Annotated in this window: 19 protein-coding genes; 10 read left to right on the forward strand and 9 right to left on the reverse strand. The window is 73.4% G+C overall.

Annotated features, from left to right (window positions below):
• Positions 1–113: 113 nt before the first annotated feature.
• The 7 genes from HAV39_RS25820 to HAV39_RS25850 all read left to right on the forward strand — a co-directional run bounded on the left by HAV39_RS25820 (position 114) and on the right by HAV39_RS25850 (position 7935).
• On the forward strand, positions 114–2348 hold the full coding sequence (locus HAV39_RS25820) for a sensor histidine kinase (protein ID WP_191841750.1): 2235 nt from the start codon (positions 114–116) through the stop codon (positions 2346–2348).
• The gene (locus HAV39_RS25825; protein WP_191841751.1) at positions 2345–2749 is read left to right on the forward strand and encodes a roadblock/LC7 domain-containing protein; all 405 of its coding nucleotides are present in this window, start codon (positions 2345–2347) and stop codon (positions 2747–2749) included. The genes HAV39_RS25820 and HAV39_RS25825 overlap by 4 nt, the downstream gene beginning before the upstream one ends.
• Positions 2739–3128: a DUF742 domain-containing protein gene (locus HAV39_RS25830; RefSeq protein ID WP_191841752.1), complete on the forward strand. Its 390-nt coding sequence runs from the start codon at positions 2739–2741 to the stop codon at positions 3126–3128. Before HAV39_RS25825 ends, HAV39_RS25830 begins: the two co-directional genes overlap by 11 nt.
• Complete coding sequence (locus HAV39_RS25835; protein ID WP_191841753.1) at positions 3121–3720, forward strand: GTP-binding protein; 600 nt, start codon at positions 3121–3123, stop codon at positions 3718–3720. The genes HAV39_RS25830 and HAV39_RS25835 overlap by 8 nt, the downstream gene beginning before the upstream one ends.
• A gap of 77 nt (positions 3721–3797) precedes the next feature.
• Positions 3798–6227: a hypothetical protein gene (locus HAV39_RS25840; protein WP_191841754.1), complete on the forward strand. Its 2430-nt coding sequence runs from the start codon at positions 3798–3800 to the stop codon at positions 6225–6227.
• Positions 6228–6236: 9 nt separating this feature from the next.
• Positions 6237–7436 carry a YibE/F family protein gene (locus HAV39_RS25845; protein ID WP_191841755.1) on the forward strand — a complete coding sequence of 400 codons (1200 nt, stop codon included), beginning with the start codon at positions 6237–6239 and terminating at the stop codon, positions 7434–7436.
• A gap of 85 nt (positions 7437–7521) precedes the next feature.
• Positions 7522–7935 carry a DUF7144 family membrane protein gene (locus tag HAV39_RS25850; RefSeq protein WP_191841756.1) on the forward strand — a complete coding sequence of 138 codons (414 nt, stop codon included), beginning with the start codon at positions 7522–7524 and terminating at the stop codon, positions 7933–7935.
• Between the two features lie 101 nt (positions 7936–8036).
• On the opposite strand, the gene HAV39_RS25855 is transcribed toward HAV39_RS25850, so the two are convergent.
• Together HAV39_RS25855 and HAV39_RS25860 are read right to left on the reverse strand one after the other, a co-directional pair.
• Positions 8037–9602, reverse strand: a complete 1566-nt coding sequence (locus HAV39_RS25855) for a CocE/NonD family hydrolase (protein ID WP_191841757.1) — start codon at positions 9600–9602, stop codon at positions 8037–8039.
• A gap of 196 nt (positions 9603–9798) precedes the next feature.
• On the reverse strand, positions 9799–10557 hold the full coding sequence (locus tag HAV39_RS25860) for an SDR family oxidoreductase (protein ID WP_191841758.1): 759 nt from the start codon (positions 10555–10557) through the stop codon (positions 9799–9801).
• 236 nt (positions 10558–10793) lie between these two features.
• Here HAV39_RS25860 and ddaH point away from each other — a divergent pair, with 236 nt between their 5' ends.
• Together ddaH and rocD are read left to right on the forward strand one after the other, a co-directional pair.
• The gene (gene ddaH, locus HAV39_RS25865; RefSeq protein WP_191841759.1) at positions 10794–11603 is read left to right on the forward strand and encodes a dimethylargininase; all 810 of its coding nucleotides are present in this window, start codon (positions 10794–10796) and stop codon (positions 11601–11603) included.
• Positions 11600–12820: an ornithine--oxo-acid transaminase gene (rocD, locus tag HAV39_RS25870; protein ID WP_191841760.1), complete on the forward strand. Its 1221-nt coding sequence runs from the start codon at positions 11600–11602 to the stop codon at positions 12818–12820. The genes ddaH and rocD overlap by 4 nt, the downstream gene beginning before the upstream one ends.
• A 132-nt stretch (positions 12821–12952) precedes the next feature.
• Here the strand turns inward: rocD and HAV39_RS25875 are convergent, their stop codons facing one another.
• The 6 genes from HAV39_RS25875 to HAV39_RS25900 form a co-directional block, all read right to left on the reverse strand.
• Positions 12953–14005, reverse strand: a complete 1053-nt coding sequence (locus HAV39_RS25875; RefSeq protein ID WP_191841761.1) for an FHA domain-containing protein — start codon at positions 14003–14005, stop codon at positions 12953–12955.
• A 69-nt stretch (positions 14006–14074) separates the two neighbouring features.
• Entirely contained in the window at positions 14075–14635 is a 561-nt protein-coding gene (locus HAV39_RS25880; protein WP_191841762.1) for an SHOCT domain-containing protein, read from the reverse strand.
• Positions 14636–14696: 61 nt separating this feature from the next.
• A complete protein-coding gene (locus HAV39_RS25885; RefSeq protein WP_191841763.1) occupies positions 14697–18452 on the reverse strand; it encodes an SCO7613 C-terminal domain-containing membrane protein in 3756 nt (1251 codons plus the stop codon).
• A gap of 28 nt (positions 18453–18480) precedes the next feature.
• On the reverse strand, positions 18481–20088 hold the full coding sequence (locus tag HAV39_RS25890) for a hypothetical protein (protein WP_191841764.1): 1608 nt from the start codon (positions 20086–20088) through the stop codon (positions 18481–18483).
• Positions 20088–20684, reverse strand: a complete 597-nt coding sequence (locus HAV39_RS42845) for an SHOCT domain-containing protein (protein ID WP_239120212.1) — start codon at positions 20682–20684, stop codon at positions 20088–20090. Before HAV39_RS42845 ends, HAV39_RS25890 begins: the two co-directional genes overlap by 1 nt.
• A gap of 1 nt (position 20685) precedes the next feature.
• A complete protein-coding gene (locus tag HAV39_RS25900; RefSeq protein WP_191841765.1) occupies positions 20686–21126 on the reverse strand; it encodes a DUF6325 family protein in 441 nt (146 codons plus the stop codon).
• A 79-nt stretch (positions 21127–21205) separates the two neighbouring features.
• On the opposite strand from HAV39_RS25900, the gene HAV39_RS25905 reads away from it, so the two are divergent.
• Positions 21206–21808 carry an HdeD family acid-resistance protein gene (locus HAV39_RS25905; protein WP_191841766.1) on the forward strand — a complete coding sequence of 201 codons (603 nt, stop codon included), beginning with the start codon at positions 21206–21208 and terminating at the stop codon, positions 21806–21808.
• A gap of 133 nt (positions 21809–21941) precedes the next feature.
• On the opposite strand, the gene HAV39_RS25910 is transcribed toward HAV39_RS25905, so the two are convergent.
• Positions 21942–22757: a patatin-like phospholipase family protein gene (locus HAV39_RS25910; protein WP_275413902.1), complete on the reverse strand. Its 816-nt coding sequence runs from the start codon at positions 22755–22757 to the stop codon at positions 21942–21944.
• Between the last annotated feature and the right edge of the window lie 67 nt (positions 22758–22824).

Here is a 22824-nt window from a genome sequence, read left to right on the forward strand (position 1 = left end):
CGTCCTACCTGGTGAACTGAGGGCACCCGAAAGGTGTGCCGGGGCCGTGAGATCAGTAGTATTTCCACGTTTCCCTCGCGTGGTCCCGCCCCCGGTGCGCTTATGAGGTCGTTATGCCCCGACGCTTCTTCTCCCAGCAGAGCTGGTCGATCAGGTCGCGGGTGATGCTGCTCCTGCTGGCGCCGCTGGTGCCGCTGCTCGGCATGTGGCTGTTCAGCACCACGGTGACGGTCGGCCCGGCGGCGAACCTGCTCGACGTCAAGTCCGGCGTCGACATGTTCGGCCAACCCGCCTACGAGCTGGTCAGCGAGCTGCAGGCCGAGCGCGCCCTGTCCATGCGCTTCCTCAGCGGCGGGGCGGGCGCGGCGACCGAACTGTCCACTCAGCGGGGCGAGACCGACACGGCGCTGGCCGAGTTCCGGCGGCTCACCGGCAGCGAGGACGCCGAGGCGGCCGCGAGCGCGCTCACCAGGCAGCATCTGGCGGCGGTCGACAAGGCCCTGGAGGAGCTGCCGGTGGGCCGGGCCGTGGTGGACACCCGCCAGTACGACCGGGTTCAGATCATGCGGTTGTACAGCGGGATCATCGACAAGGCCTTCGGCCTCTACGGGTCGGTGTCCGGCCTCGACGACCACGAGCTGAACCGCCAGGCGGGCACGGTCATCGCGCTCACCGAGGCCCGCGAACTCTACGCCCGCGAGAATGCGCTGATCAGCGCTGCGATCGCGGCCGGCGGCATGTCCGCGGCGGAGCGGTCCGAGGCGGTCGCGCTCATCGGCCTGCAGCGGCGCGCGCACGACACCGCGACCCGCTACCTGCACCCCGACGACGCGGTCCACTACACCGCCATCCTGGACGGCGCGGCCTACCTGCGGATGCGGGCGGTCGAGGACCGGCTCGCCGACCTCGGCCGACCGGCCCCGGCCATCGACGCCACCCAGTGGTCCGCCGACTACGCCACCGTCGACGGCAAGCTCTACGACCTGGAGTCCGCTGCCGCGACCCGCACCATCGACGCGACCATGCCCGCGGCCACCGCGATCCTGCTCCGGCTGGGCCTGGCCGGCGGCGCGGGCCTGGTCGTCATCGTGGTGCTGGCACTGGTCTCGGTCCGGGTGGCGCGCTCGGTCATCCGCCGCATCCAGGCGCTGCGCACGCAGGCCCTGCACGTCGCCGAGCACAGCCTGCCCGACGTGGTGGCGCGGCTGCGCGCGGGCGTCGAGGTGGACGTGGACGCCGAGGTGCCGCCGCCGGGCCCGATCGAGGACGAGCTCAACGAGCTGGAGAACGCCTTCGCCCTGGTGCAGCGGACCGCGGTGGCCTCGGCGGTGCAGGAGGCGACCCTGCGCAACGGCCTCAACCAGGTCTTCCTCAACATCGGGCGGCGCAGCCAGGTGCTGCTGCACCGCCAGCTGGCGCTGCTGGACGCGATGGAGCGCCGGGTCACCGACCCGCAGGACCTCGAGGACCTGTACCGCGTCGACCACCTCGGCGCGCGGATGCGCCGCCACGCCGAGGACCTGGTGATCCTGGCCGGGGCCAAGCCGGGCCGGGGCTGGCGGCATCCGGTGCCGCTGCACGACGTGATGCGCTCCGCGGTGTCCGAGGTCGAGGAGTTCACCCGGATCACCGTGGTGCCGCCGCAGGAGCTGGCCCTGCGCGGCCGCGCCGTCAGCGACGTCATCCACCTGCTGGCCGAGCTGCTGGAGAACGCCACCGCGTACTCGCCCCGCGACACCCACGTGACGGTGGCCGGGCAGCTGCTGCCCAACGGCTACGCGGTGGAGATCGAGGACCGCGGCGTCGGCATGCCGGCGTCCGTCGTCGAGGAGGCCAACGGGCGGCTCGCCGATCCGCCCGACTTCGACCCGGCGCACAGCTCCCGGCTGGGCCTGTTCGTGGTGGCCCGGCTCGCTGCCCGGCACGGCATCCGGGTCACCCTGCGCCAGTCCCCGTACGGCGGGCTCACCGCGGTGGTGCTGCTGCCGCGCGAGCTGGTCGTCGACGGCAACGCCCCCGTCCCGACGGCGACGCCGGTGCCGTCCACCCCGGCGGTTCCGGTCGCCTCGCCCGCCGAGAGCGCCGCGCCCGCCGAGGGCGAGCTGCCGGTGCGCGAGCCGCAGACTCACCTCGCCGCGCCGCTGCGCGAGGAGCCGGTCATCGAGCTCGACCCCGTGCCCGGCGCCGCCGAGCCACCGGTCCGGCCCGCCGAGCGCACGCGCAACATCCTGACGTCCCTGCTCGCAGGTGCGCACCGGGGCCGGGTCGCGGCCACGGTCCGGACCGGACCCACCCCTCCCGCTGACACCCCCGCAGCGGCCGAACCGCCTGAGGAGTCGACATCATGAGCAATCCCGCGGGCCTGGACTGGCTGCTCGACGACTTCGTGGACCGCATACCCGCGGCGCTGCGGGCCGTCGTGTTCTCGGTGGACGGGCTGCTGCTCGGCGCGTCGCGCGACCTGACCCAGGCCGACGCCGACCACATGGCCGCGATCGCGGCCGGCTTCGCCAGCCTGTCGCGCAGCGCCGGACGGCACTTCAAGGCCGGGCCGGTGCGCCAGGCCGTGATCGAGATGGAGGAGGCCGTGCTGCTGGTCACCGACGCCGGTGAGGGCAGCTGCTTCGCGGTGCTCAGCAACGCCGACTCGGACATCGGCATGGTCGCGTACGAGATGCAGATGGTCATCGAGCGCATCGGCCACAGCCTCGGCACCCAGCCGCGGCCGACCTCCACCCATGCGCGCTGACGACGACGATGCGCACGAGTGGCTCGATGCCGAGGCCGGGCCGCTGGTGCGGTCGTACGCGGTCACCGGCGGCCGGGCACGCCCCGGCGCGGGCACGTTCGACCTGCTCACGTATGTCGTGGCGACACCGGTGGGGCAGCGCCGCCACGCCGTCCACCTGCAACCCGAGCACCGGGCGCTGCTCGCCCTCGCTCACGAACCCATCTCGGTCGCCGAGCTGTCCTCCCGTGCCGGGTTTGCCCTCGGCGTGGTCCGGGTACTCCTCGCAGACCTGCTCGACGAGGGCGCCGTCAAGCGGTTGGCGCCCGCCGTGGCCCCCGGCCACATTCCGGACGACCACATCCTCCAGGCGGTGATCCTTGGCCTCCGTCATGCGTGACGAGCGTGCCCGGTCCGTACCCACGGCGATCAAAATACTGGTCGCCGGGGGGTTCGGCGCAGGCAAGACGACAATGGTGGGCACGGTGAGCGAGATCCTGCCCCTGCACACCGAGGAGGTGCTCACCTCCGCCGGCACCGACTCCGACGACCTGTCCGGAGTGGAGGCCAAGCGCACCACCACGGTCACCATGGACTTCGGCCGGATCACCATCGGCGACAGCGCGGTGCTCTACCTGTTCGGCACGCCGGGCCAGGACCGGTTCTGGTTCCTCTGGGACGAGCTGGCGATCGGCGCGCTCGGCGCGGTGGTGCTGGCCGACACCCGGCGGCTGGCGGACAGCTTCCCGTCCATCGACTACTTCGAGCGCCGGGGCATCCCGTTCGTCGTCGCGGTGAACTGCTTCCACGGCCACCAGCCCTTCGGCGTCGACGCCGTGCGCGGGGCGCTGTCGCTGGATCCGGACGTGCCCGTGGTGATGTGCGACGTGCGCGATCGCCGATCCGGCCGCGAGGTGCTGGTCACGCTGATCGAGCACGTACGGGCGATCACGCTCGGCACCGCGCACACCGCCGCGGCGGGCACCGGCTGACCACAGCCGCGATGCCTACTTTTCGGAGGACGTCTAAGCCATAGGCGTGACCCGGGTGCCGCCGGTACGCTGCGCCGGTGCCGACTCCTGAGCGCCTCGCCAACCGGAGCCTGCCGGCCCTCCTGCGCGACGCCGCCGCACTCACGCTGACGCGGTCGCGGGGCCTGCTGACAGTGGCCGCCGCCGCACTCGTGCCCGCGCTGCTGGCCCGCGAGGTCATCGGCATGTTCGCGCTCAACGGCAGCGCCACGATCGTGGACGGGTCCTTCACCCCCGCGCCCGCGGCGGCCGCCGGCGGGGCGGGACTGGTCGCGCTCGCTCTCGGCTGGGTGGTGGCCCTGGTCGCGGGCATCGCGGTGGCGGCGGGCGGCGTGCGTGGCATCCCGGTCGATCCCCGGGCTGCGCTGCTGCTGTCCCTGCGGCGGCTGCCGGCGCTGGTCCCGGCCCTGCTGCTGCTCGCGGTCGCCGCGGTCGGGCTGCAGATCGTGACCATGCTCGCCATCGCCTTCTTCGACATCGCGCTGCCGCAGGACGTGGCCACCGCGGCGGTCTTCGCCCTCTTCGTGCTGACCCTGATCGTGCTGGCCAGCAGGCTGCTGACGGTGCCCGCGATCGTGCTGGGCGACGGGGCGGCCTCCTGGCTGTCGCACGCGCACGCGCTCGCCGCGGGCCGCATGCTGACGGCCGGCGGGGCGCTGGCGATCGGGGTGGTGGTGACCCCCGCACTGGTGGGCATGGGTGCGGCCGCGCTGACCCAGGCGCAGCCCGCGCTCGCGCTGGTGGTCGCCGCCGTGGCCGCGATCGTCGTGCCGGCCGTGCAGGCGGCCGTGCTCGCCACCGTCTACCTGCAACGCCGTCCGGCGGGCGCCCGTGGCGCGGAGGCCGACCTCGACCGGGTCGACCAGACGCTGTCGGCCCTGTCCCCCTCGGTCACCGTTCCCACGCCGACGGACCCGGCCACCGACGAGCAGCAGCCGTCCGCCACCGTCCCGTCAGGCCTCACCGCGGCCGAACGGGCCACGGGTCCCCGGCACGGCACGGTGGCGCGAACGGGGCCCTTCGCCGCACTCACGCGGCTGTTCGCCGACGCCGCCTGGCCCGTCGCGAGGTCCGGCCGGCCTGTCGCGCGGCTCGCCTGGCGTATTGCGCGGCTCGCCCGGCGCGTCGCGAAGCTCGTCCGGCCCGTCGCGAGGTTCACCCGGCCCGTCGTCAGCTTCACCGGACCCCTCGCGAAGTCGACCCGGCCCGTCACCAGGCTCGCCCGGCCCTGGACCGGCCGCGCCGCGCTCGCCGCGGCACTGGCCTCGCTGTCGCTGCCGGCCCTGCTCGGGCTGGGTTTCGCGGCCGCCGACCCGTGGGACGGCCCGCACGCGAGCCGGCACGGCGTCTCATGGAGCGGCGAGGTGCTGGCCACGGCGTGGCCGGCCGGACACCACCCGGTCGTGGTCACCGACTACGGCCCGCACTGGTGCCTCGACGACGAGTGCCGTGACGTCCGCTCCCGCAGCTCCGAACCGCTGATGCTGGGCGCGCCGATGCCCGCCACCGCGATCACCGCCACCGGCGACGTGGTCTCGGCGGGCATCCGCGGACGGGAGAACCGGGCGGTCAAGACCGACGGCGACGACGCCGTGCAGATGCAGCGCTGCACCGCACCGTGGGCCCCGGCCGACTCCCGACCCAAGCCGGGCACCTGCGAGGACGGCATCACCCACTGGCACAGCGGCGGCAAGGAGGGCCAGTCGCACCTGGCCGTCGCCGCCGGACCGGACGGCTCGGTCGTGGTGGCCACGGCCCGCCCGCTGCTGCCCAAGGCCGATGCCCGGCCGCGGGTGCAGCTGGCGGTCACCCGCTGCAACACGGTGCACTGCAACCGGCGGTCGCTGGACGTGCTCGGCACGGTCGAGGTCGAGCTGAGCGCCTGGCTGCCCGAGGGCACGGTCACCGCTCCGGGGTACGCCCCGCTGCTGCAGCTCACCCTCGACCCCGCGGACCGGCCGACGGTGCTGCTGCGCGATCCGGCCGGACGCCGGGCCTGGCTCGCGACGTGCCCGACGGCCGCGTGCGACACCGCCCGCGTCACCGAGATCGGCGCACCGGAGCGCGCCACCGACCAGGCCGTGCTGCTGCCCGGCGCCGGCATGCCGCGGCTGGTCGCGGGCGGCGACGCGATCACCTTCCACGCGCCGGTGGCGGTCGCCGCGAACGGCCCCGGCCTGTACGTGCTGGGCACGGAGTCCGATCTGGCCGCCCCGGTGCCGCTGGCCCCGGCCGAGTACGGCAGCGGCAGGCTGGTGCTCTGGCACTGCCCGCCCGGCTCGGTGGACCGGGCCCGCCGGGCGGCGCTGCCGCTGCTGACCGGCGAGCTGTTCCAGGCCGCGCTGGTGACCAGCGGCGACGGCCGGGTGCTGGTGACCTACTCCGACAGCGGCCGGCGGTACGCCGTGCTGGTGACCGGACCCCCCAACCCGGGCAAAGGCCCCTACTGCGCGGGGTTCGGCGGCTAGGTTCGGCTCATGGGGGCCGGACACAGTCACGAGCCTGGCGAGTCGCTGCCACCTGCCCCGGCTGACCTGCGGCGGATCGTCACCGCGGTCATCGTGCCGCTGGTCGTGGCCACCGTGATCGGGCTGATCGTGCTGTGGCCGCGCGGGCCGTCCCCGCAGCAGGCCTCCGACACCACCCAGCGGCTGCACGGCGAGATCGTGTCGGCGACACCCGCCTGCCCGCGCGAGGTCCCGGCCCAGCCGGGCGGCGACTGCGGCACCGCGCAGGTGCGCATCGGCGACAAGGTGGTCGACGCGGTGGTGCCGACCGGGCCGAGCGCGCCGGTCGTCGGCGTCGGCGACGACGTGGTGCTGATCGGGTCGGTCGACGCCGAGGGCGGCCAGCGGTATGCGGTCGTCGACCACGACCGGTGGGGCTGGCTGCTGGCGCTGGTCGCGTTGTTCGTCGCCGCGGTGATCGCGTTCGCCCGCTGGCGCGGCGTGGCGAGCCTGGTCGGCCTCGTGGTGAGCTTCGCGGTGCTGCTGGCCTTCATCCTGCCCGCGATCGTGCGCGGCGAGCCGCCCTTGTGGGTGGCCATCGTCGGGTCCGCCACGATCATGTTCTCGGTGATCTACCTGACGCACGGGGTCAGCGTGGGCACGTCCATGGCGCTGCTCGGCACGCTGGCCGCGCTGGTGCTGACCGGGCTGCTCGGCCTGCTCACCACGAACCTGCTGCACCTGACCGGTTCCGGCACCGACGAGGCCGCGATCCTCGCCAACGTGCTGGCCGGGGTGGACCTGCGCGGCCTGCTGCTGGCCGGCATCATCATCGGCACGCTGGGTGTGCTCGACGACGTCGCGATCACCCAGCTGGCCATCGTCGGGGAGCTGTCGCTGGCCGATCCCACGCTGGGCGCGCGGCAGCTCTACCGGTCGGCGATCAAGGTGGGCCGGTCCCACGTCGCCTCGGTGGTCAACACCATCATCCTGGCGTACGCGGGCGCCTCGCTCCCGCTGATGCTCCTGCTCGTCACGGCGGGCACCCGGACCCGTGACGTGCTGTCGACGCAGGTGATGGCCGCCGAGATCGTGCGCGGCGTGGTGGGCACGATCGGCCTCATCGCCGCGGTTCCGATCACGACCGCGCTGGCAGCCTGGGCGATCGCCCGCTCGCACCGGCACGCCGCGCACACGCACGCGCAGCCGGTCGAGCCCGGCGCGGCGTGAGCTGTTTCCGGCGTTCGCCCTGATCAGGGGTGCATTCGACGCTAACGTGAAGGGGCTTCGTCCGTTTCGCACGAAGGTGGGTGCTATGTCGACCGTGGCGAAAGCGACCGAGCGCATCGGCTCGGGCTGGCTGTCGTTCGCCGGCCTGCTCATTCTGCTACTGGGGGTGTTCAACGTGGTGGAGGGCATCTTCGCGATCGCCAACGACCGGTATGCCGCGTACGCCACGTCGACCCAGGGCGAGCTGTACCTGTTCAACCTGCACACCTGGGGCTGGCTGCACGTCCTGCTGGGCGCGGTGCTGATCGCGGTCGGCGCGGGCATCTGGTCCGGCAAGGAGTGGGCCCGCGGCGCGGGCATCGGCCTGGCCGGCGCGACCGCCCTGCTCCAGATGCTCTACCTGCCGGTGTACCCGTTCTGGTCGCTGATCAACATCGCGCTCTGCGTCCTGGTCATCTACGCCCTGGTGGTGCCGCCGCGCGGCAGCACCGCCGACTGACCTCGGTCCCACTCCCGTGGCGTCACCTTCGATGATCGCTGTCCGGTGTCGGAATCTGCGGTTGGACCCGAGATTCCGACACCGGACAGCGATCTCGTCCCTCAGCGCACCGGCACGTCCACCCAGGACTGGCCGGAGAACAGCACCGAGCCCAGCCAGCCGTTCTCGTCCAGGTAGAGGCCGTCGTGGCCGTCGACCACCAGGGCGAGCCGGTGCCCGGCGGGCAGGTCCCAGCTGGTCGCGGGCAGCGCGAGGTCGACCGTGCGGGCGGTGTTCGCGGTGGCGTTCAGCCAGGACACCGGCGCGTGGGTGATCAGCTTGCCGGTGCCGGCCCAGTCGACGTCGTAGAGGTAGGCCACGATGGTGCCGCTGCGCTCGGTCGGGGTGAACCGGGTGTGCACGGTCGCGCTGCCGCGGATGCGCACCACGCTCGACGCCTCGTCGCCGATCCACACCGCGCCGTTGTCCCGGTCCACCGCCGGCAGCCAGGCCGTCGGCGGGATGCCGGTCAGCGCCTGCAGCCCGTTGGACAGCAGCACGATGCCGCCCGCGGCGACCGTGTCGTCGTTGAACCAGGTCCGCCGGGACCAGCCGGTGGTCGCCGCGCCGCCGAGCTTGCCGGTGCCGGTCAGCCAGTTGACCTCGCCTAGGCCGTAGCGCCTGGTCGAGGTGGCGGTCGCGGCCCAGTTCGGGTACGACTCCACCGCCCCGCCGGTCAGCGAGCGCAGCACCACCGGCGGCTCGGTGTCGACGCCGTTGGCGAGGCCCGACAGGAACCGGTCGAACCAGCGCCGCACCGAGGTCCACACGTGGTTGTCCAGCCCGATCAGGCCGGTCAGCTCGGGGATGGCGTGGTCGCCGGGCGCGAACTCCAGCCGCTTCGGGCCGGCCAGCGCGCCGTAGAAGTCGACCAGCTGGTTCGGCGGGAATATGGTGTCGCCGTACCCGTTGGCCAGCAGCACCGCCGGGCGGTTGGCGTTGATCCCGGCGAGGTAGGTGCTCGCCGAGCGGAGCCGGGCGAACTCCTTGACCCCCGCGATGTTCCGGTTGGCGTAGAAGTCGCCGATGATCGCGTCGAACTCGTCGCTGGTGTCGCCGAGCAGCGCCGCCGAGCCGACCAGCAGGGCCGAGGACTGCAGCCGCCGGGTGTCGCCGCCGTACAGCGAGGCGACCAGGTCGCTCCAGCCGGACAGCGCCGCCACCGCCCGCACCCGGGCGTCGTGGCCGGACGCGATCAGGCTGATCCCGGCCCCGTAGGAGACGCCGGCCATGCCGATGCGGGACGGGTCGGCGGTGGTGTTCGCGATCAGCCAGTCGAGCACCCGGGAAACGTCGGCGATGTCCTTCGGGCCGGCGGTGTCGATCTCGCCGCCCGAGGCCCACCAGCCGCGCGGGGTGTACGACAGCACGGTGTACCCGCCCTGGGCCAGCGCGTTGGCCTGGGCGATGTACTCCAGGTCGTTGAGCGACCAGCTGGCCGGGAAGACGACCGCCGGGTGCCGGCCGGGGCTGGTCGGCTCGATGACGTTGGCCTTGAGCACCGTCCCGTCGGGGACGGTGATGTCGATGAAGCGGAAGCCGGTGGTCGGGGCGGCGGCCTGGGCGGGAGCGGGCCAGGTGACGAGCGCCAGCACGACCACCGTCAGGAGGGATAGGGATCTCCTCACGGCGGACCTCACGGGGGTGTCGGCCTTGCTTCGAAAAAGTTACCGAGAGGTAACCACGCCGTGAGCTAGATCACAATACCCGCGAGTAGCTTTTTATGGACGTTGGCCTATCTGATCGAGTTCGATCTTCGAAAACTCGATCAGATAGGCCAACGTTTATGTGAATCGGGGCGTGGCGCGCGGGCCGCCGGGCGGGTCAGCCGCGGGGGCCGCCCGCGACGTAGACGACCTGGCCGGTGACGAAGCCGGCGCCCTCGCTGACCAGGTACGAGATCGCGTGCGCGACGTCGGCGGGGGTGCCGACCCGGCGCACCGGGGTCTCCGCCGCCCGCGCGGCCTGGAACGCCTCGAAGTCGACGCCGACGCGCGCCGCTGTGGCGGCCGTCATCTCGGTGACGATGAAGCCCGGCGCGACCGCGTTCGCGGTGATGCCGAACGGGCCCAGCTCGATGGCCAGCGTCTTGGTGAAGCCCTGCAGGCCGGCCTTGGCCGCGGCGTAGTTGGCCTGGCCCCGGTTGCCCAGCGCCGAGGTGCTCGACAGGGACACGATCCGGCCGTACTTCTGCTCGACCATGTGCTTCTGCACGGCCCGGCTGCACAGGAACGCGCCGCGCAGGTGCACCGACATGACGGTGTCCCAGTCGCTGTCGCTCATCTTGAACAGCAGGTTGTCGCGCAGCACGCCCGCGTTGTTGACCAGCGCCGACGGTGCGCCGAGGGTGGCCGCGACGTGCGCCACGGCGGCGTCCACGGCGGCGGAGTCGGAGACGTCCGCGCCGACCGCGATGGCCCGGCCGCCGGCCTCGGTGATCGCGGCGACGGTGTCGGCGCAGTTGTCCTCGGTGAGGTCGACGGCGGCGACGGCGAACCCGTCGGCGGCGAGCCGCTGGGCGGTGGCCGCGCCGATGCCCCGGGCCGCGCCGGTGACGATCGCTACTCTCTGGCTGTCAGTCATGCGCCGCACTTTAACGACAGTTCAGCGCCGCGCGGAACCGCCCCGCGCGGACGGGCGGCCGCCGGGCGGCGCGCTACGGTCGGAGGCGGGAGCGGGCGGCCGTACGCCGCGGAAAGCGCCTCCCGGGGTCGACGCAACAGATCGTTGGTCGACACGGTCAATTACGCAAGAAACCAAGGTCATAAGCACGGCCGAATGATGGTTATGCTGCGATCTTCCCCTCTAGCGTTAGTGCCATGCAGAAGCGCTTTCTGATGTGCCGGCCCACCCACTTCGCCGTCACCTACAAGATCAACCCCTGGATGGACCCGGCCGCGCCGTACGACACCACTCTGGCCATCAGCCAGTGGGAGAGCCTCAAGGCCACGTACGAGAACCTGGGACATCAGATCGAGCTCATCGACCCCATCGCGGGCCTGCCCGACATGGTCTTCGCCGCCAACGGCGGCACGGTGATCGACGGCAAGATGTTCACGGCGCAGTTCCGGCACGCCGAGCGCGCCGACGAGGGTCCGGCCTACCGCGACTGGGCCGAGCGCGCCGGCTACGAGGTGCACGACGCCAAGCACGTCAACGAGGGCGAGGGCGACATCCTGCTGGCCGGCGACTACGTGCTGGCGGGCACCGGTTTCCGCACCGCGCACGCCTCGCACGCCGAGGTGCAGGAGATCTTCGGCCGCCCCGTGATCACCCTGCAGCTGGTCGACCCGCGCTTCTACCACCTCGACACCGCGCTCGCGGTGCTGTCGACGGGCGCCGACGGCAAGCCCGCCAACATCGCGTACCTGCCCGAGGCGTTCTCGCCGGGCAGCCAGAATGTGCTGCGTCAGCTGTTCCCGAACGCCGTCATCGCTAACATCGAGGATGCGGAGGTGCTGGGACTCAACGCGGTCAGCGACGGCGAGAACGTCGTGCTGCCGGTCCAGGCCACCCACCTCGCGGAGGAGTTGCGCAAGGCCGGCTACGAGCCGATCGGAGTCGACGTCTCCGAGCTGCGACTGGCCGGTGGTGGACCCAAGTGCTGCACCCTGGAGCTACGGTCATGAACTCGATCGTCGACAGCCGTACGCCGTCTGCGGTAGACGAGGCGGAGCGGTACACCGCGCACAACTACCATCCGCTGCCGGTCGTCATCACCGAGGCCGAGGGCTGCTGGGTCACCGACGTGGACGGACGACGCTACCTGGACTTCCTGTCCGGATACTCGGCGCTGAACTTCGGCCACCGCCACCCGGCGCTGATCGCCGCCGCGCACGCCCAGCTGGACCGGCTCACGCTGACCAGCCGCGCGTTCATCCACGACCAGTTCGCCGAGTTCTGCCACCGGCTGTCCGAGCTGACCGGCCAGGACCTGGTGCTGCCGATGAACACCGGCGCGGAGGCCGTGGAGACGGCGATCAAGGTGGCCCGCAAGTGGGGCTATCAGGTCAAGGGCGTGCCGGACGGCCAGGCGAAGATCATCGTGGCGGCGGACAACTTCCACGGCCGCACCACCACGATCATCAGCTTCTCCACCGACGAGGACGCGCGGGCCGACTTCGGGCCGTACACCCCGGGCTTCGAGATCGTCGCGTACGGCGACCTGGAGGCGCTGTCCGAGGCCATCGACGACTACACCGTCGCGGTGCTGCTGGAGCCGATCCAGGGCGAGGCCGGCGTGCTGGTCCCGCCGGACGGCTACCTCTCCGGCGTACGCGCCCTGTGCAGCAGCCGCAACGTGCTGTTCCTGGCCGACGAGATCCAGAGCGGGCTGGCCCGCACCGGGCGCACGTTCGCCGTGGACCACGAGGACGTCAAGCCGGACATGCACATCATGGGCAAGGCGCTGGGCGGCGGCATCGTGCCCGTCTCCGCCGTCGCCGCCAGCCGCGAGGTGCTCGGCGTGCTCAAGCCCGGCCAGCACGGCTCCACCTTCGGCGGCAACCCGCTGTCCTGCGCGGTCGGCATCGAGGTCATCAAGCTGCTGGAGACCGGCGAGTACCAGCGCCGCTCCGCCGAGCTGGGCGCGATGCTGCACGAGCAGCTCCGCGCGCTGATGGGCCGGGGCGTCACCGCGGTGCGCGGCCGCGGCCTGTGGGCCGGTGTCGACATCGACCCGGGCGTGATGACCGGACGCCAGGCGTCCGAGAAGCTGATGGCCCGCGGCATGCTCGCCAAGGACACCCACGGCACCACGATCCGTCTGGCCCCGCCCCTGGTCATCGAAGAAGACGAGATCACCTGGGCCGTTCGCCAGCTCGCCGAGGTCATCGGCGCGGCCTGACCCGCCCACCCCGCCGCCCCTTCCTGCGGCAACTCTTAAAGACTTGCTGCCTCCGATGCACTCGGAGGCCGCAAGTCTTTAAGAGTTGAGTCGGTGGGCGGGCCGGGCCGTGCGGGAGGCGGGCCGGCGGGGTCAGTAACCGGGGCGGAAGGTCATCGTGGGGGCGTCGGACATGACCGAGGCGGAGTCGAGGGGCCGGCTGCTGGCCAGCGCCCCGATGCGCCCGATCTCGACACCGGGGAACAGCTCGACGATGTCCGACACGCCGAGCTGGCGCGTCGCACCCCGGCTGAGCTGCAGCTCCCCGTCGGCGGCGCCACCCAGGCGGACCAGGGTGCCGTTCATGCTCAGATCGGTGACCGAGATGCCCTGCGGAGACAGGGCGACCGACACGTGCGCGCGGCTGACCTTGGCTCGGGCGTCCTCGCTCAGCCACGGGCCGAGCTGGATGCCGACCTGGCCCTGCCCGCCGTCGGGGGCGCGGCCGACGACCACGGGTCCGGCGGCGGTCACCACGAAGCGGGTCCGGATCACGCCGTCCACGCGCACCGCCAGCACCTGCTGCGGCGGGCGCGGCCCGGAGTCGCCCAGCGGGGCGTCGTGCCGGGGGCAGATGGGCTGGCCGTTGCGCAGGCGCGGCACGGGCTGGCCGCTGCCGCGGCGGGCCGGGCCGAAGTTGGCGCAGTCCGGGTCGGGGCAGTGCCACCAGCGCGCGGTGAGCTGGCGGCCGACCGGCGACGGGCCGGTCGGCACCGGTCCGCGCGGCTGCAGCACGACGCCACCCGCGCCGGGCAGCGGCGACCACACCGCGGGCAGCACCCGCGAGACGATCGGCAGGCCGGTCAGCTCGGAGACCTCCACGACCCGCGCGGCCGCGCCGACCACGACCTCGACGACGCCGTCGTCGCCCCAGCGGCGCATCACCATCCGCTCGTTGGAGGTCAGGTCCTGGTTGGAAAGCAGGGACTTGTCGACGACGCAGTATGCCGAGACGTGCTCCTCGCCGACCTGGCGCGCGAGCCCGTCGACCACCATGCCGAGCCGGACCAGGTTGGCGGGGCGACCGCCGTCCAGGTCGGCGCAATAGATCAATTCAGCCACGTCGAGCACCCCGGCGGCGAGAGCCGGGTCGGTGCCCAGCCGCCGCTCGATCGCATCCAGCACATGACTGACCTCGAACCTCATAGTGCAAGACCCTAGGTTCGGTGCGCGACCTGCCGCAACCCGCAAACGTCCAGCGTCACAGCCCGCCGTCTATGCGCCGAAGCCCCGCGGGCGGCGCGGCGGCTCGACCCCGCCCGCGCTCGCGGACGGCGCGGCGGGTCCGCCGAGGTCGCCGGGTCCCGCGGGCGGCGCGCCGGGACCGGTCTGGCGCGCACCCGGACCGGAGGCCGGCCCCTGGTCCGGCCGGGTGGGCGGGGTTCCCGCGGGGCCCGCCGGTGCGTCTTGCGCGCGGGCGGCGTCGAGCACCCTGGACTTCTCCTCGGCGAACTCCGCGTCGGTCAGCTTGCCCCGGTCGTGCAGGTCGGACAGCAGTTTGAGCTGCTGCGCCGAGTCGTTCGGCGAGTACTTCTCCACGAACTCGCGACTGGCCTGATCCATCGCCCGGCGCTCCTGCGGGGTGGCTCCGGGCTGCCGGAAGATCAGGTAAATCAGCGTGCCGAGGAACGGCAGCAGGACGACGACCACGATCCACAGCGCCTTGAGCCAGCCGGAGAGGTCGTCGCGGCGGAAGATGTCCACGATCGCGAAGCCCCAGATGAGCAGCAGCGGAATGAAGATCAGCAACAGCCAGAAGACGTCCCAGAAGTCCATCTTCCCCCCTAATGTGGCACTCTCCCCATTCTTGCGGGCAGAACGCCCCTGCGGGAGAGAGTTACCGCATCCGGCCGATGGCACCCCGCAGCCGGGCCACGTCCCGGCGGCTCCGCTCGTACGTGATGGCCAGCGCCAGCAGCACCGCCCCGCCGACCGCGATCGGCACCCACGTCGGCAGCAGCCCCGACGCCAGGACCAGCACCAGCTCGTGCAGCGCGAGCACCAGCAGCACGCCACCACCCAGCACCACCGGCGCCTGCAGCCGGCGCACCGAGCCGAACACGGTGACCGCGAGCGCGCCCAGGCCCAGCAGCAGCCGGCGCAGCGGGGTGCCCGACTCGTCGGTCAGCGCACCCGCCAGGCTGGGCAGCAGCGCCGCGACCAGCGCCGGACCGGCGTACAGCCAGCTGGACAGGTCCGGCCGGGCCCGTGCCGCATACCAGCCCACGGCCAGCGCGAGCAGAGCCACCGGCAGGGTGTACGCCTCCAGCAGGCCGACGCCGTTCGCGCCGAGGATCGCGCACCAGGCGATCGCCTCCGCCAGCGCCGCCGCGGCGGCCCGCGGCACCCGTTGCGGGCGCGGCGCGGCGAGCACGGTCAGTCCGACCGCGACCCCCCACAGCGCCAGCACCAGGGCGATCGACCGCACGTCCCCATGGCACAGCGACAGCGCGACCAGCGCCGCGGCGTGCGCCGCCGCCTCCGCCGCGGCCCGCTGCTCCCGGGCGAACGGCGCGTACGCCAGACCCAGCACGATCGCCGCGACCCCGAGCACCAGGTACGCGATGACCTCGAAACTCAGCTCGGCCGCCTCGCCGATCGCGACCGCCAGCAGCACCTTGGCCGCCGCCCCGGCCAGCCAGCCGGCGGTGCGCGCCGGCCGGGTCCGGCCGCCCACCGCGATCGCGGCCAGCGTCACGGACACCAGCGCCAGCCCGGTGATCGTCGACCACTTCTCGGCCAGCGTTCCGGCCAGCCCGGCCACCGTCAGCAGCGTCCCGAACAGACCGCCCGCCAGCGTGAGCGCACCGTACGGCCGCAGCGCGACCAGCACCAGCAGGCCCGCGCCGAGCACCAACTGCACCGCGCTGACAGTCGGCCACGGCGCCTGTGCGGCGGCCAGCGCCGCGAGTCCGGCGACCCCGGCGACGACCCCGCCGGACACGGCCATCAGCCGCCCGCCGCCCCGCCGGAACCACGCCGCGACGGCAGGGGCGAGCAGCAGCAGCGCCACGGCGTACGCCCAGGGCAGCCGGTCGCTCGGGTAGGCGCTCAGGCCGGTGCCGACGGGATCGCCCGCCCAGATCCGGTCCAGCCAGCTCAGCGGCGCGATGAAGATCAGGTGCAGCGCCTCGGCGCACATCAGCAGGGTCAGCGCCAGCACGATCTGCGCCGGGGTCTCCGCCCGCACCCATCGGGCCTGCATCGCGACCAGAGCCAGGGCCAGCGTGCACAGCGCCGCGTACACCGCCGCGGAATCCTGCGCGGGCAGGCCGCCGGGCAGCGCCCACAACGCCCCCGCCAAGCCGCCGATCACGGCGTAGTCCCGCAACCGGGCGGGTGACAGGAACACCCACAGCGGCGTCAGGACGGCGGCGATCAGCAGCGCGCGGCGCGACCACGGTTCGTCGACGCCGGCCGCGGCCACCACGCTGTGCACCGCGGGCGGCAGCAGCGCCAGCGCCACCGCGCCGCTCACCCCGCCCAGCACCCGCACCCCGTGCAGCGCGCTCGCGGTGCTCACCGTGCCGGACCCGGCGGCCGTCCGGGTTCCGCCGTCCGGCACCAGGGCACTGCGCCAGCCGATCCCGGCCGCGGCCAGGCCGAGCAGCACCACGCCGCCCAGCGCCCAGGCCGACAGCACAGGGCTGCCCGCACCGGCCAGCAGCGCGTGGCCGGCCAGCAGCCCGGCCACCACGCCCCAGAGCACGATGTGGCGGCGCAGCAGCAGCGCCACGGCCAGCGCGACGGCGGCCGCGACCAGATCGCAGGCGAGCGCCGCCCACGGCGTCAGCGCCGGGTGGCCCGGCATCGTCAGCGGGAGCAGCAGCACGGCCCCGGCGGCGACGTAGGCCCGCACCGCCGCCGGCCCCGGCGGACCGGCGAGCAGCCAGGCCGCGACGGCCACCAGGGCCAGGCTCACCGGCAGCAGCCAGCCGTACGACCCGTCGAAGCGCGCCGGTTCGGCGGCCCACCACGGCGTCGCGTCCAGCACCGACTGCCAGCCCGCGCCCAGCGCCCAGCCCGCGGCGCACAGCGCGGGCACGCTCAGCGCCAGCGCCGCGCCACCGGCCAGCCCGGCCCGGACCCCGGACCACCGGGCCGCCAGCGGTCCGCCGAGCACCACCACCAGCATCGCCACCAGCGCTGCGGCACCCGCCATCACCAGCAGCCAATGGTTCGGCCACTGCACGAGCGCCGGCCGCGCCAGCGCCGCGGCGAGCGCCACGGTCACCACGCCACCGGCCGTGGGCAGGGCGAACCCGCCGGAAGCGCCCTTGCCGGCCTGCCAGAGCCCGGCCGCCAGCACCCCGGCCGCCGCGAGCAGCGCCAGCGAGCCGGTGACCGCGGTGTCCGGATCGGTCCCGAGCAGCCACGCGATCAGCGCCAGCAGGCCGCCGACCCCGAGCATCGCCAGGTATGCCAGCACCGCCAGCACCCGGAGCCCGGCCCGGCCCGGCAGATCCCCGACAGGCTGCGCCGGAGCCGCGCCGGATGGCAGGACCGAACCGGCCGTGACCGGTTCCTGCGCGGGCTGCCTCGGCACGGCCGCCGCCGCGACCGACGGCTCGTCAGACGACGGCTCATCTACGGGCACCGCCTCCGCGGCCATGTCCCGCTGCGGATCGTCCGCGGCGACTGGCCTGGCCGTGTCCGGTGCCGACGCGCCGGCTGCCGGCTCGCCGGTGGCCGTCGGAGCGGTGGCGGGCCCCGTCAGCACCTGGTAGAGCAGGAGGTCGCCGAGAGCCACGGCGGTGAAGACGACGGACCAGCCCGCCACGTCGGCGGACGACTCGAGGAAGAACAGGGGCAGTGCGGGCTGCGCCGCCAGCAGCGCGCCGAACCGGGTCGCACTCGTCCCGACGACCCGCGCGTAGCCGTAGCCGAGCAGGGCGGTGAACGTGGCCACCGCGCCCGCGTAGAAGCCCGGGTCCCAGTGGTCGGCGACGCCGCCGAGGTTGACGTACCAGACGGCGTACCCGTCGAGCACGACCAGCAGCAGGCCGAGCGCGGCGAAGGTCTCCGCGGTCGCGGTCAGCGCGCGGCGGCGCACCAGCGGCGGCACGGCCAGCACGCCGATCGTGAGCACGCCCAGGATCAGCGCCCGGCCGACCACGTCGAACGTCGCCCAGGCCACGGCGGTGAACACGATCGCGGCGATGCCGAGCAGCAGCCCGCCCAGGACGAACAGCAGGTTCTGCACGGTGCGCGGCGAGGACTCCGGCTGCCGGCCGACGGGCGGCAGGGTGCCGGCCGTCGGCGGGACGGTGCCGGCGGCCGGCGGCCGGCTGCTGGTGGTCGGCGGCAGCGTGAGCAGGGTGGGCTGGTGCGCCGGGTGTTCCCGGGCCACCGCCATGCGGACCCGCGACGCGTACACCTCACGGTCCTGGCGCAGTCGCGTCAGCTGTCCCGCCAGCGACTCGTACGCGCTGCGCGCCTGCTCCACCTGCGGCGCGAGCGCGGTGATCTGCGCGTCGTAGGCCAGCACCGCGGCCGCGTCGGGGTCCGGCGCACGGCCGCAACCGGGGCAGGGGCCGTCCAGCGTGGCAGTGGCTCTGCACAGCGGGCAGGGGTACGACGCGTGCTCGGTCATGCGGGTCAGCATGCCGTAACCGCGCCAGTTACGGATCGACCGCTCGGTCGGTGGGGTCGGTCGGCGATCCGTCCGAAGGCGAGGGCGGACCGGCCGGGCCTCGTTCGCGCGGCTTTCCCGGCTCGTCCGCGGTGGTGTCCGGTTGCTCGGCGCCGGCCCGGGCGGCCTGCGCCGTCGGCAGCGGTTCCGACAGCTCCCAGGGGGTCGGCTCGTCCGTGAGGTCCTGCTCGGCGGCCTCGTCACCGGACGAGACGACCGCCGACGCGCCCGCCGTGGCCGCTGCCCCCGGCTCGGTGGCAGTGCCGGGCGCGGACCCGGCGGCGTCCGTCGTGGTCGCGACTTCGAGGACCGTGGCGGGCATCCGGCGACCCAGCGTCAGCACCAGCGTGGCGAGCGCTGCCAGCACGAACGCCCACACCGCCGTCGCCACCGACGGCCGGGCCAGCAGCCACCAGCCGGCCAGCACGCCGAGCACGATCGCGAACCAGCGGAAGTGACGGCGTACGAACGCGCCCGTACGCACCGCCCACGTCTCGCGCGCCAGCGGCCGCGCGATCCGGTCGAGCACGGCGTTCACTCCGCTGCGCAGCAGCACCGCGGGCCGCGACGGACCCGCCAGCAGCGCCCACAGCACCGCGAGCAGCGCCGCCACCAGCACCGTGACCAGCGCGGTGACCAGGAACCGCAGCACCGTGTCGTAGACGTCCAGCGTCACCGCCCGATTCAGGCCCCGCTCGGTGGCCCGCTGCGCCGCCCGGTCGCGGACCATCTGGTTGGCGACCAGGCCGACGACCAGCATCAGCGCGCTGAGCGTCAGGCCGAGGATCAGCCCGCGCCGCCGGTTCGGGGCGGTCCACACGGCCAGCCCCAGCAGCAGCAGTGCCAGCGGCGGCAGCCAGGTCGCGCTGACGTCGAGCAGGCGCACGTAGCGCTGGATCTCCGGCAGCTGGTCCACCTGCGCGACGGTGTACGGGATGGACATGTCGGGGATCCGGGCCGCGAGGCCGAAGCCGCGATCGACCAGTTCCTGCCGCGCGGCGGCCAGCACCGGACCCAGGTCCACCACGACGTCGGTGCCCGAACTGTGCAGCATGGGCGTGCCCTGGCCGGTGAGCAACCCCTCGATGTTCTGGTGGGCGGTGCGGTTGACCTGGTTCCACACCGCGGGGAAGCGTGGCGAGGTGACCAGCTCGTTCACCACCTTGTGGATCTGGCCCTGCAGCCAGGAGGTCACGGCGGGCAGCACCAGATCGATGACCGCTTGTACGCGCGGCAGGTTGACCGCGCTGGCCAGGTCGCCCGCGAGCTTCTCCAGGGGCAGCCGCGCCATGATCTCGTGCGTGACGCGGTCGGTGATCGCCGCCTGCACCTGCGGATCGGTGGCGAGCGGGGCGACGGTCTCCACGTAGTGGTCGGTGTCGAGCAGCTCGGCGCGGGCGTAGCGCGCGGTCACCGAGGCCAGCACCAACACCGCCGCGAGCAGCGCGAGCACGAACGCGCCGATCCAGCGCAGCGTGCGGGCCGGTCCCCCGCCGGTCCGCCGCAGGGCAGGCGGGGCCGGCTCGGGTAGGTCGTGCGTGGCGCCGGCGAGGCGCCGCTCCCACGGCGACAGGGCAGGGTCCTCGGGCTCCGTCATCAGGTGCCCAGCAGCTTCGCCTTGGCGGCGCTGAACTCCGCGTCCGTCAGCACGCCCGAGGCCTTCAGGTCGGCCAGTTGCTTGAGCTGCGACATCAGATCCACCGCCGCGGAAGTCGGAGCCGCCGCGCCCGACGCCGCGACAGCTGTAGCCGCGGGCTGCTGCCGCCTGCCGTCCGGCGGGGCCGGGGAAACCGCGGGCTGCGCTTGCCCGGTGCCGTCCTGAACCGGTGTAACCACGCGATGCGCCGGCCCGCTACCGCCCTGAACCGGTGAAGCCGCGGGCTGCGACTGCCCGCTACCGCCGTGGACCGGTGAAACCGCGGGCTGCGACTGCCCGCTACCGCCTTGGACCGGTGAAGCCGCGGGCTGCGGCTGCTCCGCGTCGAGCTGGGCCTGGAGTTGCGCGAGCTGCTGCTGGTCGTGCACAGCCTGCTGGGCGGCCTGTTCCTGGGCCGTCTCCGCCTGCCTGCGCTCGGACCAGCGGTGCACGGTGCCCGCGGTGGCGGTGGCCGTGCCCGCCACCACCGCGGTGCGCGCCACCGAGCCGAGCAGGCCCGGCCCGCGCCGGCCCGCCACCGGACGTCGTAGCAGCATGTCAGCCTCCCACCGGCGCGGCGTGCACCGCTGCCTCGATCGCGTCGGCCACCGGGGCGGGGATGCGTTCCGCGACCACGATCTCGCCGCCGGCCTCCGCGACCACGGCACGGACGTCGGCCAGCCACAGATGTTCGAACAGCAGCACCAGCGCCTGCGCGCCGGGGGTGATCGCCTCGGCCAGGTCGTGCACGTCCTGTTCGGAGATGAGCCCGTCGACCGCCTGGATCGCCGGGTCCATCGCCTCGAAGTCCTCGTCACCCTGGTATTCGCGCAGCTCGTGCAAGGTGACGGCGCCGTCGGCCGCCTTGTCCACCACCACCGTGTCGATGATGCGGACGATCTCCTGATCGGTCAGGCGATGCAGCTCAGGTGCAAGGTGACGCCCGGGGACGCGGCCGGCGAACTCCACGACCACGAACTCGAGCGGACCCCTCTTCATCACTGCCCCTTTCATCTCAGCCTGAGGCTACTCATCCGAAAAGGGAGAAATCACAGATATTGCGAGTTATCTTCGCACCATGATTGATCCGTACGGAGACGCGGCACTCGAGGCCGACGCGTTGCGTTCGTTCAAGCGCATGTCGATCATCGGCGGGTTGATCTCCATCGCCGCGGGTCTCGCGCTCACCTTCTGGCCGGAGAAGACGCTCGTGCTGATCGTGGCGCTGATCGGCGTATGGCTCGTCATCGTCGGGATCTTCCGGGTCGTCGAGGGCCTGACCGCCAAAGGCGTCAGCGGCGGGCACCGGGCCCTGATCGCCGTGATGGGCCTGCTCTACATCGTCGTCGGCATCATCTGCCTGCGGCACCTGGTCGACTCGATCAAGGTACTCGCGGTGGTGCTGGGCCTGGTCTGGATCGTCGGCGGGGTGGCCGAGGTGGTCACCGGCTTCGCACGCACCCACGGCACCTGGCCGAAGATCGGCACCGTGCTGCTGGGCCTGCTCAGCATCGCCGCCGGCCTGGTCCTGTTCTTCTGGCCCGGCATCACGCTCACCGTGCTGGTCTGGATCACCGGCTTGTGGCTCATCGCGCTCGGCATCATCCAGCTGGTCCTCGGCTTCACCGCCGGCCGGGCCGCCAAACGCGCCGCCCACAACTCCACCCCCGGCGTCGCCTGACCACCCAGCCCGGCCCGTGGATGATCGCTCGACTTGCCTGGCACATGGGCGAACGGCCGTCCAAGATACGCACGATTGCCAGGCAAGTCGGATGACCTTGCGCCGCGTCGCGGCGAGCCGCGACGGGCCAGGGTCAGTGGCCGACGGCGGAGAGGTAGTCGCGGGAGGCGGCGTAGGCGGCGCTGACGCGGCGGCCGACGGCCGCGACGTCGCGGTACGCCCAGGGGCTCTCGTCGGCGCCGGCCCCGCCGGGCAGCACGTGTACGCGTACGCCGTCGGGGATGGCGGCCAGTTCGCGGGTGAACCGGACCCGGCGGGCGATCTCCATGGCGACGTTGGTCGCCTCCCACGGCCGCTGCGGCGGCTGCAACGGCCGCTCCAGCCGGCCGACCTGGAGCATGAACACCTCGTCCGCGCCCAGCTCGACGGCGTGATTGATCGGGTACGCCACCAGATTGCCGTCGAGGTAGTGCTCGCCGCCGATCTCCACCGGGGGCAGCACGCCGGGCAGGGCCGCCGCGGCCAGCACCGCGTCCACGACCCGGCCGGCGCTGAACCAGTGCGCCTCGGCGCGCTCGATGTTCGCCGCGCACAGGTGCAGCGGCACGCGCATGTCGTCGAAGGTGACCCCGGCCCGCATCGAGCGCTCCAGCACCCGCTGCAGCGGGGCGGGCGAGTGCAGGTGGGCACGGGTGGCCAGGCGGCGCAGCTGGCGCGGCACCGAGTCGCCGTACACCTCGCTGATCTCGGGGGTGGCCCACAGCCGGACCAGCTTGTCGGTGACCTCGGGTTCCGGGTCGGCGGCGACCAGCGCGGCGTTGATCGCGCCGATGGACAGCCCGACCACCAGGTCCGGCCGGATGCCCGCGCGGAACAGCGCGCGCAGCATGCCGACCTCGACGGCGCCCAGCACGCCACCGCCGCCGAGCACGAACGCGGTAGTCCCCACGCCGCCATCATGCCGGATGCCGGCCCCCTCCGAGCTGTCAGACCTGCTCAGACGATGACCGGCATCA

It is taken from the genome of Catellatospora chokoriensis, assembly GCF_011297315.1.
In the GTDB taxonomy this organism is placed as follows: Bacteria; Actinomycetota; Actinomycetes; order Mycobacteriales; family Micromonosporaceae; genus Catellatospora; species Catellatospora citrea.